At 40.1% G+C, this 12,999-nt stretch carries 14 protein-coding genes; 1 reads left to right on the top strand and 13 read right to left on the bottom strand.

From position 1 onward, the window contains the following. Nucleotides 1-51: 51 nt before the first annotated feature. Genes KQP93_RS10730 through KQP93_RS10740 form a run of 3 tightly spaced genes read right to left on the bottom strand, consistent with a single transcriptional unit; the run spans nt 52 to nt 3,855 of the window. Entirely contained in the window at nt 52-2,283 is a 2,232-nt protein-coding gene (locus KQP93_RS10730; RefSeq protein WP_217874364.1) for an NAD(P)-binding protein, read from the bottom strand. 2 nt (nt 2,284-2,285) lie between these two features. Next, the gene (locus tag KQP93_RS10735) at nt 2,286-3,233 is read right to left on the bottom strand and encodes an acetoacetate decarboxylase (protein ID WP_217874366.1); all 948 of its coding nucleotides are present in this window, start codon (nt 3,231-3,233) and stop codon (nt 2,286-2,288) included. A gap of 46 nt (nt 3,234-3,279) precedes the next feature. Then, nucleotides 3,280-3,855 carry a hypothetical protein gene (locus KQP93_RS10740; RefSeq protein ID WP_217874367.1) on the bottom strand — a complete coding sequence of 192 codons (576 nt, stop codon included), beginning with the start codon at nt 3,853-3,855 and terminating at the stop codon, nt 3,280-3,282. 643 nt (nt 3,856-4,498) lie between these two features. Between KQP93_RS10740 and KQP93_RS10745 the strand changes: the two genes are divergently transcribed. Next, nucleotides 4,499-5,362: a hypothetical protein gene (locus KQP93_RS10745; RefSeq protein ID WP_217874368.1), complete on the top strand. Its 864-nt coding sequence runs from the start codon at nt 4,499-4,501 to the stop codon at nt 5,360-5,362. 58 nt (nt 5,363-5,420) lie between these two features. On the opposite strand, the gene KQP93_RS10750 is transcribed toward KQP93_RS10745, so the two are convergent. The 10 genes from KQP93_RS10750 to rnm form a co-directional block, all read right to left on the bottom strand. Continuing rightward, nucleotides 5,421-5,999 (bottom strand): YceI family protein, encoded by a 579-nt coding sequence (locus KQP93_RS10750; protein WP_217874370.1) that lies wholly within the window; start codon nt 5,997-5,999, stop codon nt 5,421-5,423. 1 nt (nt 6,000) lies between these two features. Continuing rightward, the gene (locus tag KQP93_RS10755; RefSeq protein ID WP_217874372.1) at nt 6,001-6,555 is read right to left on the bottom strand and encodes a cytochrome b; all 555 of its coding nucleotides are present in this window, start codon (nt 6,553-6,555) and stop codon (nt 6,001-6,003) included. Nucleotides 6,556-6,834: 279 nt separating this feature from the next. Beyond that, nucleotides 6,835-7,869: an acyltransferase family protein gene (locus KQP93_RS10760; RefSeq protein WP_217874374.1), complete on the bottom strand. Its 1,035-nt coding sequence runs from the start codon at nt 7,867-7,869 to the stop codon at nt 6,835-6,837. Nucleotides 7,870-7,972: 103 nt separating this feature from the next. Further along, a complete protein-coding gene (locus KQP93_RS10765; protein ID WP_254907665.1) occupies nt 7,973-8,770 on the bottom strand; it encodes a GNAT family N-acetyltransferase in 798 nt (265 codons plus the stop codon). 148 nt (nt 8,771-8,918) lie between these two features. Further along, the gene (locus KQP93_RS10770; protein WP_217874379.1) at nt 8,919-9,419 is read right to left on the bottom strand and encodes a hypothetical protein; all 501 of its coding nucleotides are present in this window, start codon (nt 9,417-9,419) and stop codon (nt 8,919-8,921) included. 174 nt (nt 9,420-9,593) lie between these two features. After that, a complete protein-coding gene (locus KQP93_RS10775; RefSeq protein ID WP_217874380.1) occupies nt 9,594-9,956 on the bottom strand; it encodes a hypothetical protein in 363 nt (120 codons plus the stop codon). A gap of 135 nt (nt 9,957-10,091) precedes the next feature. Beyond that, on the bottom strand, nt 10,092-10,385 hold the full coding sequence (locus tag KQP93_RS10780) for a putative quinol monooxygenase (RefSeq protein WP_063529282.1): 294 nt from the start codon (nt 10,383-10,385) through the stop codon (nt 10,092-10,094). 162 nt (nt 10,386-10,547) lie between these two features. After that, on the bottom strand, nt 10,548-11,384 hold the full coding sequence (locus KQP93_RS10785; protein WP_055198728.1) for a segregation and condensation protein A: 837 nt from the start codon (nt 11,382-11,384) through the stop codon (nt 10,548-10,550). 8 nt (nt 11,385-11,392) lie between these two features. Beyond that, nucleotides 11,393-12,013, bottom strand: a complete 621-nt coding sequence (locus KQP93_RS10790; protein ID WP_055021149.1) for an L-threonylcarbamoyladenylate synthase — start codon at nt 12,011-12,013, stop codon at nt 11,393-11,395. Nucleotides 12,014-12,022: 9 nt separating this feature from the next. Beyond that, complete coding sequence (gene rnm, locus KQP93_RS10795) at nt 12,023-12,862, bottom strand: RNase RNM (protein WP_217874381.1); 840 nt, start codon at nt 12,860-12,862, stop codon at nt 12,023-12,025. Nucleotides 12,863-12,999: the final 137 nt, after the last annotated feature.

Consider the following 12,999-nt stretch of genomic DNA (forward strand, 5'->3'; position numbering starts at 1 on the left):
ATCATGAAAATTCATGGCTTATACGCATACTTATTTACAACTTTGCTCACACTAACCTTTTTCGAATGCATGCTCTCCGCTGATTTCGTTTGGCCAACCACATAGTGCCCGGGCTGTTTGCATACCGGCCATCACAGCAGCCTCAACACAGCCTGCATTAACCCCTGTTTTTATCCAGTCACCAGTAATGCGCAAATTAACAAACTGACTGCCATCTGTAGCAAGGCGGTATCTACTCGAATCAACTACAGATAGGACATAGCGCTCACTGGGATCGACATTTACGCGCCAATATTGCTGTTCTAGTACAGGTAAAATGCTATGCGGATCACTGTAAAAAACCTGCCAATCAAACTTGTTATCAATATAGGCTTCAGGCCAAAGTGGCCGCATATCTGAGCTAAACAAATTATGCATATTCAATTTTACTTCGGCTTTCATTTGCTCTGGGAATTGATGTGCACTGGCAGGAGGGTATTTTTCGCAGCTAAACGCACTGCAAAAATAGGCAACATTAACTGGTGAGTTGTCACTTGGCCAATCTTCTTTATCGAGCAAGTTGCCCATTGCGGCCCAGGTATCAAACGGCTCGACAAAGCCACTTAAAATTGGCCCTTCGTGAGCAGCATTAGTATGCGTAAAGCCAAGTTGTGGGTCGGTTTTATTCAACCATACTTGGCAAGCCTGAGTCGCCACACTTTGCACTTTTATTGCTTGTTGGGATAGCGCGTAATCTACAGCTAAAAGTTCAGAGGCAACGTGTTCAAGTGAGGCAACCGATACACCTAAAATAAGCGTATCAAAGTCAATACCATGGCGAAGCGTCACTGTTGGCAATGGGGTACTAAAATGCTCTTGGTACACCTCGGGCCAATTACTCCAAAATGACTCTAAATTAATCTGATATTCTTGTAATAAGTGCGCTTGTTCAGGGCTGATTTGCTCATACAGGGGTTCACTTGGCCAGCATGGCAGTTGCTTTACATCAATGAGCGGATCATAATCTTGACCAACTAAACTGACCTGTTGGCGAAGCTCAATCTCACTTACCAGCGGCTCACCTTGGTCAGTTTGCCCAGCAGATAAGTTAGTTAACTGATGGAAAAACTTAAACTTAACGCCGCGCTGCTTTAAAAGCTCATAAATTGGCCCGAAAATGACATCGCCCATGCCTGCTTGCATTTTCCACATCACGCCGCCTTTATAGCAAAGGCCTATACGTAACATGGCAAGGGCGGCAACGCCGGCTTCAACATTGGGTTTACTAAAGTCACCTTTCGGGTAAGCGAACACCAAATCATAAAAGCCACGCACAGGCGCTGAATCGACACTGTAAGTTTTGTTAGCACCATTTTTTTCGAGCCACTGACGAAAATCGTAGCAGTTAATGACACCAAAACCTTCGCGATATACTTTGTCTTTAATCAGTCCTGTGAGCATTGCAATCGCAAGATCGGCACAAATATAAAGTCTGCGTAGCTCTGGGTTGTCATCCAGTAAATCAATAACTTGATCTTTAAACCAGCGTTTTAACTTTCTGACGATATACCAAATCACCAGTCGATCGGCCTGTTTATCTGTATGGGTGGCCTGCTTTTCGGTGAACTGCAGCAAATGAGTTATCAATGTTCGTGGGTTCGAGGCAATTTCAGTTGCACCTGCTTCAATATCATCAATAAACTGCTTTGCGCCATTTAAATGGGTATCAATATCTGCTTTGATTTCTTGATACATGTGTTTGAGTAACGATTGATCCCGAGGCTTTTTAGTCACTAAAGTGGTTTTAGCATCTTGCTGCTGACAAACATGCTCAATGCCTTCGGTCCATTTTTTTAGCCATGCTAATGTCATGGTGACAAAGTCCCACACTGTTATATCTAGGCTGCCATCAGCGGGGTTACCTTCTACAGTAGGAAAATCAATTGGCCAAGTTTGCCATTCGTTATCAATAAACTCTTGTAAGGCAATAAAACTGTGTGGTTTAAATGCCTGCTGCCAAGTAGCCAATGAACAACTAGCAGGTCGATTGAGTGAGTTATACACCCCTTCTAAGGTGCGAAAGCTATTCACATAGGCGCCAAACCAAACATGTAAACCATGCTCTTCGATTCGCTGTCCAAAATGGGCGTTTCGGCCACTCGCCCCTTTACCGCCAAGGCGCCAACCCTGTTGATAAACGGTAATTTCGCGCTGGCTTTGCCAATTAGTTTGCTCGGTCAAATACACTGCCGCAGTCATCGCTGCAACACCGCCACCAACAATGGTGATTTTTTCTTTTCCCATGGTTACCCCTGTGTTGGTAACAGTTGTGTTGCGCCAAGCTGGTCAAAGTCCATATTGACGTAAAAAGGTAAATGAACCGCTTGTTTGCCAAGTGCGATGCCAAACATGTCATTCAAAGGAAAGCTCGCAAGAGCTTTTACATCCAAGCTAAAATCATTGTGTAACAGTTTTAATTGATGAATTTTTTTGATTAGCGATGGTGAGTGAACCACGCTTTGATAAACGGCTTTATCTCCTTGGCCATCGGGAAATTGTTTAAACAAAATCTGATCCATCTGCGGGTGAATAAACCCGTCTAATAATTGTTTAAGAAGCGATAAATCAATGCCATTAATTTGCGCATCAAACAAATCTGTAACGTGTTTAGAAAATTGCGATAAGTTATCGAGTAAGTTTTCCTTGGTACTTGCCTGTGTTTGCTCAATGGTTAATAGCTCATGCATCGCTAATTTAGACTCTGGGTTAAACACATCAAAACATTCTAAAGAGATACTAAAGGCGCCCGCATCACTCACAGCAGTTGGCATTTGGTATTCACAGAGGTATTTATTGTAGCCCCAGGCTTCTCGACCATTAATTAAGGCATAAATGTTATTAACGCTAATAAATGCCGGATACCAATATAAATGGCTAATATCACCATCTTGCATTTTTGCTACCGGCAGCCAAATAATAATATCGGTTTCTTGCATCCAGCCATGCTCTGAAAACGGTGGCGTTAATGAAGAAATTTTTTCGATATCAGTGAAAGTAAGTAAACAAGTACTCCCTAACACATTAAACGAGGTTGATTCGGTTGCTAGTAAGTTTAAAGTTGCATCAACATACCGCTGCATTTTTTGCTCACACCCAGCAACAAAAAAACCATACATTTGCGCGTTGATCATTCGACAAGGTGGTTTAGCAACCGGGTTAGATAAGAAGTGGCTGTAATTTGTTTGGTCCGTCATAGTCATTACTTATATTGTTGTTTAGTAATGACTATAGACCAGTTTTTTAATCGTTGGGGACAAGTTCTGAGTTGCAACACTCTTTTAATAGCTGTTCGGTAAATTGCTGATAGCCGAGCTGATTAAAATTCTCAGATAGCGGGTTCATAAACCCATGACCATAGTCGGCTATTTCACAGATCACCGTGGCTTTACTTTTTAATGTTGCAATCACAGGCTTTATATCAAAATGCTCTTCACTGTGAGGAAAAATAAATCGACAAGGAACGTTAGCCTCAAGCTCAAGATGATGTCTAACTTGTGACGGATAAAAGGCAATGATTTTTTTAATGAAAGAATTTTTTAATTCTGCTTGGGCACGCCACACAGCGGCAGCGCCTGCACTAAATGCAATAATCGTGGTTGGCTGACGAATCGTAGCCATTTTTAAATGCACAAGCTCAAAATAACTGTCATGGCCGCATTGAGCCATAAAATGTTGATATTGAAACTGCTCATTTATGGGAAGCTGAATTTCCCCCATGTAAGGGTCACAAAGACTCACTTTACCGCGAAGCTGCTGAGCAAGCAGCGATAAATGCGCTGTTTTACCGAATATATCTGATACCAAAAGGTAATTCATAAGCATACTTCTTATTGTTATTTTGTGCCTAATCACAATACGCCTGTTTCTGTTAAACATCCAGAGATTATTTTTGATGTTTAAAAAATAAACCTTGCGCTTAATTGATTCTTAAAGTATTCTGATTGTCTGGTTTTTAGAAACCACGCGGTTAACCCCTTACCTTGATCCAGTAATTCCCGCATATTCGTATAAATACTTGCAGCTTGTTCGCTAAATAACATTTTGATGAATTTTCAAATTATCACCAAACTGTCACAAACTTAGTCAACACTGTTAGCAAGACAACAAATGTCGGTCTGTATTTTTTAAATGCCTATTAAAGCTCTACAGACACAGACAAAAGAAAAAGTGAGTTTTATTATGTCATATAAATACAACGGATCTTTGATCCAGATCGCACATCCAGTGCAATCAATCTCGGTAAATAAACAGCGTGTAATTTTTAGTGACACGCAGGGCTTAAAAAATGCCATCTTCCAAAAGGCTAGTGATGCACGCCAATTTGTGAAGTGGTTAAAAGCTAACTAAACCCTACCGATAAACGCCAGCCAACACGCTGGCGTTTTAGTTTTCACCACCAGCCAGCATAAGCCTATATTCCTGCTACACTTATATTTTAGTTCCTAAATAGGTAGTAACTATGCGTAGTGTGTGGTCTATTTTACTATTACTTTTTTGCCTACCCGTTGCTGCAACCAAGCAACCGAAGTCCATTGAGTGGATCATGGTTGATTTTGCCCCCTACTACATCATGAATGACAAGTACGAAGGCAGCGGTCGTGATGAAAGTGTGATCAAATTACTAGAAAAAGCACTCCCTGAAGTGTCATTTAAACGCACTTTATTACCCGCCAGCCGAGCCGTACATGAACTATCAAACCCGCACAACAATTACTGTATGTTGTCGTTGTATCAAAACGAGCACCGTAAGCAGCATATTCAGTTTACGAAACACTCATCAACAGTCGGATTATCACCCTCCATTGCCATACGCAAAGAGTTAGCCGCAAAACTTGAGTTAGATGTCACAAAACCTGTGTCTTTAAAATCTTTATTAGACGATAAACACTTGGCATTAGGGGTATCAATGAGCCGCTCTTTTGGCGCCGATTTAGATAGCGTGATTAACGAAAGCCATGATTCAAATATCATCTCACGCCCTGGTAGAGACACCCTAGCAAGCTTGACTTATATGCTACAAAAAAAGCGTATTGATATATTACTTGGCTACCCAAGCGAGCATTACTATTTGGCGCACTCTATGGGCTTTGAAGATGAATTGACCCAACTGACACTCACCGAAGCACCCGCATTAAGTGTCGGTTACATAGGTTGTACAAACAACGAACAAGGTCAAGAAACAGCAAAGTTATTAGATGAAGCCCTTGAGATAATAGCTCATACAGATGCTTTTCATGATGTTTTAGTACGCTGGCTCCCCAATAATTTGCAACCCATTTTAGAAAAGAGATTAAAAGATAGAAACGAAAGTGCCGCTCATTGAGCGGCACTTTTAAATTGACCAATCCGATAATTAATCGTATTGGTCGTATTAACGATGCTTACTTACGCACACCTTCAATGAATAAACCAATATCAACATGAGTAGAAGCAGGGCCAAGGTTGTAGTCGATACCATAGTCAGCTAGTTTTAGGCTTGTTTCACCTTCAAAACCAACACGGTAACCACCCCAAGGATCTTTACCTTCACCAATTTTGTCAATTTCAAAAGTAATGGTTTTTGTTACACCATTTAAGGTAAATTCACCAGTTACATCTGCTTCGTCACCGTCTTCATCAAACTTGATTGAAGTACTTTTAAATGACGCAGTTGGGTATTTATCAACATTTAAGAAGTCTTTTCCGCGTAAGTGCTTGTCACGCTCAGCATGGTTTGAGTCGATGCTTTTAGTATCAATCGTTACATTGATTTTAGAAGCATTAGGCGCTTTATCGTCATAGCTAAAATCACCTGAGAAAGTATTAAAACGACCATGTAACCAGCTGTAACCTAAGTGCTTAATTTTAAAAGTTACAAATGCGTGCGCACCATCTGTATCAATAACGTAGTCAGCTGCATTTGCGTTAGCTGTTGAGAAAAGTGCAGCACTTAGTGCTGTGCCTAATAGTAATTTTTTCATGTTAATCATCCTTCAATGGTTTGATCATTCTAATTAAGGTTTTATCTTTATCGATAAAATGATGTTTTAGTGCCCCTAAAGCATGTAAAACAACCACAGCTATTAGCCCATACGCGGCATAAAAGTGAATTTTACCTGCAATATCTTCTTGGTTTGCGACCGACTCTGGTAGTGCCGGTACAGCAAATAAATTAAATACTTCAATTGCACGACCATCAGCCGTAGAGATTAAATAGCCTGATGTCACAATGACGATTAAAGCTAAATAAATTAGTTTATGGACTGAGTGTGCAACTCGATTCATTGCTTTTGAACTACCTGCAACAGGCTCAGGTTGGGTGCCTAATAAGCGCCAACTAAAACGAAACAACAATAATGCCGCTAAGGTAATGCCCACGCTTTTATGTAAGTCCAAAGAGCCTTTGTACCAAGCGTCGTAATAGGTTAGCTCAACCATATACACGCCTAAGCCAAACAAACCAAACACCCCAAGTGCCATTAACCAGTGCAATAAGATGGCCACCCAGCCATAACTTGCCTTTGAATTCTTTAACATACTCATTTCCCATGAGAATTACGAAACTAAGTACAGCTTAGCTTAGGATTTATATAATGAAAATAGCGTAAAACGAACAGCTTCTGTGCGTATATGCACATCTTAGGGGAAAGGGTAAAGTTGTAAGGGGAAAGGGGAAAGAGAAAAAGGTGCTAGGTGCTAGGTGCTAGGTGCTAGGTGCTAGGTGCTAGGTGCTAGGTGCTAGGTGCTAGCAGATTATGGAGAGCTTATTACCGTAACGTAAAAATGTATCTTCAGTAAAAAACGAATGTAGTTCCGCTAAGCTGGGCTGGTGGCTGAATTTGACCGATTAGATACTTTTTTGCGAATTAAATTTGCTACTGGCTTTTCAAAAAATTGATATGAAATAGCTGCTGCAATGACACTCAGCAGTAGAGATAGTAAGAGTTTTAGCTCAATTGAGGCATCTAATTGGTTCACTTTTGCGATTATTGGCATATGAAGCAAGTAAAGCGAGTACGATATTTTTCCGATAAAATCACCAAATCGATTAGCGAGCAATACATTATTGTCTGGCACGAGGAAAACAACACAAAAGAAAACAGAGCTCATTACAAGCAGAACTTCATAACTCAGCCACATTCTTACCTTATCAGCAGAATTTATGGGAGAAAATGCTGGGTACAGCAAAGGAATAAAACCAAGCGTTAATACAAACCAATGTTTTCGCAAGTAATATGGAATAGTTAATGAACGATAGTTCATACCCAACATAACCCCGACAAAAAAGAAGGGTAATGTCCTCAATACACTAAACAGACTGTATGGAACACCATTTATATCACCATAAATACGTGGATAATTTGTAAAGAACAACAATAGCATTACAGCTAAAATTGAAAGATAAATATACCCTGTTCTATTTTTCGACATTGCCCAAAAAAGTGTAAATATAAAATAAAAGTGTATTTCTGGCGGTATTGACCACAGAACACTTTCGCCATAAATAAACAGTAAATGGGCTATTAAGGTCTCGGTATCAGGAATGTTATAAAGAACTGAACTACCCTTATTCGATAACAAGTAAGAAGCAAGAACAACCACTAAATACAGAGGAATAACTCTAGCAAAGCGAGCAGAAAAATAGTGGACAATATTATCTTTGTTAAAGCCTTTTTCTATATATAGATAAGACATCAAAAAGCCACTAAGAAGAAAGAAAAGCATCACCCCATATGCCCCTGAGCCCCCTCCTAACACGCCACCAAGCCAATTAGTTATGTCGCTAAAATGAGTGAAGAAGACAATGAGCGTAGCTAAAGCTCGCAGTGAGTTCAGTTTTCTAATTTCCAAAATACGTCCTTGGATGAATGTCAGGGCTTATTTCAACAAGCCCTTGCCAGCGTTTAATCGAGCTTTGAATATCTCGTGAAATTGAATAGCTATAAGATTTAACTCAGCCGATTTCAAAAGAAGTCACACCAAAAATACGATTTAATGGCAAGCTCGGACATTCGCCGGTATACATTCTGGCGGTTTCGAACGACACCTGCATGTTGTACTTCTGTGCTAAAGCAACAGCAGCTTGGTTGATTTCTGGCGTATCAAGGAAAATAACGTCGGATGCACTCGCATTAGATTTTAAAGCAAGGAACAAAGGTTCGGCCAATTCTGGTGAGTCGGCAAATAAAGGGCCTATTTTAAAGCCATTCTGACATTTGCGAATTACCCCGTATCCAGCCAATTTCCCATTGTGCATTACGCCCAAAGCCTCGCTCTGGGGCTGGCTTAACCATACTTTAGTAAAGTTTGCTCTATTCGCAGGGAAAAAAGCCTGTTCGTATGCGTCAATAATTTCGAATGGCACAGTATTAAGATCAACAATGTCTGCATTTTGCGGTGAACTACCACCACCGACTCCTGCAAAACGAATATTGCGATAAGCCAGGTTAAAACCAGACTTTTTGTAGTTTTCTTGCTGTTCTACCACACCATCAAGGCCAATATTCAACCCTTTAAGGCGCTTTAACGCAGCATTCCAAATTTGCATTCCGTAACCTTTGCCGCGGTAATCAGGTTTAACAATGTAAAAGCCGATAAAGCCAAATGCATCGTGGTAATTAATGGCTGAAATTGTAGCAATAGGCTCATCTTCAAGAAAACCAACAAGAAATCCTTCAGGATCAGCAGCAAAATAACAATCTGCATCATTAAGGCCTGGATTCCAGCCTTCTGCTGCAGCCCAATCAATCATGAGCTCGACTTCCCTCTTGGTCATGGTTTTGATTGTAAAGTGTTTACTCTGCATCTGATTTCCTTAAAATTTCCGTTTGCTAATCAGTGAATTAAATAATACTAAAATCGCACTATCTAAGTAGATTGATTCAAATCTGAATCGCAAATTATGCGCATTCACAATTAATAATAGGCTCTAGCTTATTATGGTTATAAATATACAAACCAAAAGTATCGAACATATCTCTACTAAATTCCGAGGAAATATCCTCGTAATTTTCTAGACCTTGATAGCTGTATAAAATAGCAACCTTGCCTTCGAAACCAAGAGGGACAGGCTTTCCTTTACCGACAACATTTGCGTTATCGCCATTGATACCATCCCACCCATATTTTTCTGGGTCAAAAATTAATTGCACAGAACCACAATTTAAACATTCAAGGTATATCGGAGGTAGAATGTTGACATTTTCTCGTTTGCGAAAGAAACCCTTAACTTCAACTTCTTTGTGACCTAAAACAGAATAAGCATCGTGCCCGCATTTACAATGAACAGCTTTGCTCACAAATAGCTCATCAAGTTGAAGTTGTGGTAGATCTAAACTCTTTAATACGAAATTCGAAAAACAATTTGGTGAGTGAGCTTTCAATTCTTCTAGTGTATTCATTTTCTCCCCTAGGAGCTAATGCCCTTAAAATATTCAAATCAAGCATTTTAGGTACTTTTTATCTTGTTTATTGAAATCTATTTTTTATTAGTTCACTACTTAGTCTTTTTAATGATTTCTTGCACTACTCGGTGTTTAGTATTTTCAATAAACACCTGAGTAGGTAGTTAGCAATTATATTTTACTTGCTGTTATTTCAATCCTGTACACTTCAACACCCTCAGTACCAACCTCAATCGTTGCAGGTTCATTAAGGTTTACCATTAACTTAGGTTCTTGAAATTTATTGTAAGAGCCATTTTCAAATTTATAGAGTGCTGATGTTAGTGTCACAGTTTGGTCGTCCAATGTAGGGGTTACATCAAATTTAAGAATATCATCTGCAGTCACTGTTTGATTTTTGTCTTCTTCAGTTTTAACAACGTACGTTTTTACAAGTTGATTATTCAAATAAAGGTTAAGGTCTAATTGCAAATTTTCTGCAGCTGAGGCACCAAATGCAGCGAGAGATAACAGTACCATTCCTAACTTTTTCATTATATTTTCCTTAATAGTAGGCTTACCCCAAAATGGGGAAAGCCTACTTATCAGGTACTGAGACTTGGTGCAATTGTTTAACACTCTGTAAGTTAAGTGTTTTTATTCGCATATGAAGCAAACTTTCGTTACGAGCTACTTCTTGACTGGTGATGACTCAAAGATCTCGTAATGTCGCTCAACACAAGTTGTTACTTTACCCCATAAAGAGTTTTTAACTCTTTGCTGATGATATTCAAATGCCGATTTATCTATAAACTCTTCGTATACATCAAAGCGAAGTGGGTTTTCTGTATGTTCAGTAACACTGAAAGTAATGCAACCAGGCTCTTCTAGGGTAAGACGCCTATGAGTCACCAACTCAGATTTAACGTTCTCTAAGTCAGACTCAGGAACTAAAATAAACCCTTTCAACGTTACTTTTGACATAAATATCCTTTTAGAACGAGTCGGAACATAACGACAAGAACTGGGTAGTCGAAAATTGCAGGCGCCCTGATATATTTATCAGGCCTTCAACTAGTAATGACGCAGTTTTAATAATTGATCTACTGCCTTTAAAACTTACCGCTTAAAGCTTAAAACTTCCAGCTATTCGCTTTCTTCCACCAAACCAACATAAATCTGGCTATTGGCATCTACCTGAAAGCAGCTGATCAGGTTTTCTTTCACAAGCTCTAACATGGCGATAAAGCTAACGACAACACCACTTCTGCCCTCTTCCACCGTAAAAAGGGTACTAAAAGGCAACTGTGATTGCGCTTCTGAGAGTTTATCTAAGATTAAGCTCATGCGTTCACGGGTCGATAAGGCTTCTGCGGTAATATGATGGTGTTCAAATGTTTTAGCTCGAGCCATAACGTCGCTTAGCGCAACTAACAAGTCTTTCATGTCAACGTCAGGTAACAGTACCTCACGCTCACTCAATTCTGGCACCAGCGCTTCAGCAACAAAGATATCGCGGCCTTCGCGAGGGATCTCATCAAGATTTTCTGCGGCTTTTTTAAATTGTTCGTATTCTTGTAAACGTCTTACAAGCTCAGCTCGAGGGTCTTCTTCCTCTTCAAGCTCTTCATGTTTTGGTAGTAATAATCGTGATTTAATTTGTGCTAATAACGCCGCCATCACAAGGTATTCACCAGCCAGTTCAAGCTGAAACTCGCTCATCATTTCAACATAACTAACGTATTGCTCTGTAATACTAAAAATAGAGAGTTCTAGTACATCGAGTTTATGTTTTTTGATTAAATACAGAAGTAAATCGAGAGGACCTTCAAAGGTTTCTAAAATGATCTCTAGCGCATCGGGTGGAATATATAAATCTTCAGGTTTATCGACCACCGCTTTGCCATGCAAAAAAGCCAGTGGCAGCTTTTGCTGTACTGGCTCTTGTAAATTATCTGGCGCGTCAAGCTCTGGGCTAGTCAATGAAGTCTCTACTCAAATGGTTTAGTATCACCACAACCCACACGTAAGATTTCGATATCATCATCCGACAAGTCAATTACTGTGGTTGCCTGTTCAGGAAGATAACCACCATGAATAATTAAATCAACTTGCTTTTCAATGCGATCGCGAATTTCATCAGGATCAGCCTCGGTATATTGCTCACCCGGTAAAATTAAAGAGCACGACATTAACGGCTCACCTAGTTCAGCCAATAAAGCACAGGTGATTGGGTGTTCGATAACACGAATACCAATGGTTTTTTTCTTTTCGTTTAATAAACGCTTTGGTACTTCTTTAGTGCCTTTAAAGATGAAAGTATAAGGCCCAGGGGTGTTATTTTTTATTAATCTGAATAGCTGGTTATCGACGCGAGCATAGGTAGATAGCTCTGATAAGTCACGACAGACCAAAGTAAAGTTATGGTGTTTTTCAATACCACGAATACGTTCGATGCGCTCTTTTGCTTGCTTATTACCAATGTTACAGCCAAGTGCATAACCCGAATCGGTTGGGTATACGATAACACCGCCCTGCTTGATAATATCAACCGCTTGGCTGATTAAGCGTGGTTGCGGATTATCTGGATGAATATGAAAAAACTGACTCATTACACGCTCCTATTGCCCTTCCCATGCTTGCCAAACCCCTTGGCAATCTTTTGGTAAGTATAAATTTTTACCTAACTCCAACCAACTGGTCGGAAAATGAAAATCTGACCCTTGTGACGCAAATAAGCCATATTCACGACTCAGTTCACCTAAAAACTGGCGCTCACTGGGTGCTTGCTGTGGTTGTGCAACTTCCATCGCATCGCCACCTGCGTCTTTAAATTCAATAATTAACTTACGTAGCCATTTGTTAGACATTTGATAACGCCCAGGATGAGCAAGAACGGCAACCCCACCGGCCTGGTGAATGGCAGCAATTGCGGTTTGCATATCACACCAACTACTTGGTACATAGCCTGTTTTTCCTCGCCCTAAGTACTTTTTAAATACCCCAGGAAAGTTTTTAGCAACACCACGCTCAATCAGCGCTCGGGCAAAATGCGCCCGTGTGATCTGTGCGTTTTCAGCAAATGTTTTTGCTTGCTCGTAAATGCCTTCAAAACCATTTTTCGCAAGGCGACGACCGATCTCTAAAGCACGCTCTTCACGCTTGGCTTGTTGCGCCTGTAACAATGACAACAGCGCGTCATTTTCATCATCAACATTTAAACCAACAATATGAATTTCAAAGCTTTCCCATTTTGTTGATACTTCAACGCCAGCAATTAATTTAAGCGGTAAATTATCATCTGCAATGACTTGGCGAGCTGGTTTTATCGCACTTAACGTGTCGTGATCGGTAATTGCAAACACATCTATGTTTTTCTCAACCGCGCGGTGTAACAATTGCTCGACTGATAGCTGACCATCTGAGTATGTGGTGTGGCTATGTAAATCGTATTTTATCAATGGGAAAGACTGCTTTACGTAAGTTCTTGAATCAATGATGTGAGTATAACAAAAATTTAGTGCCAGGGCGTGATTATCTTTTTAGGTTAGACATATATACCCACATAAATGGGCAATTGCGATGGGTAAATGCCGAA

Origin of the sequence: Pseudoalteromonas shioyasakiensis (genome assembly GCF_019134595.1) — a bacterium.
GTDB classification, from domain to species: Bacteria; Pseudomonadota; Gammaproteobacteria; order Enterobacterales; family Alteromonadaceae; genus Pseudoalteromonas; species Pseudoalteromonas shioyasakiensis_A.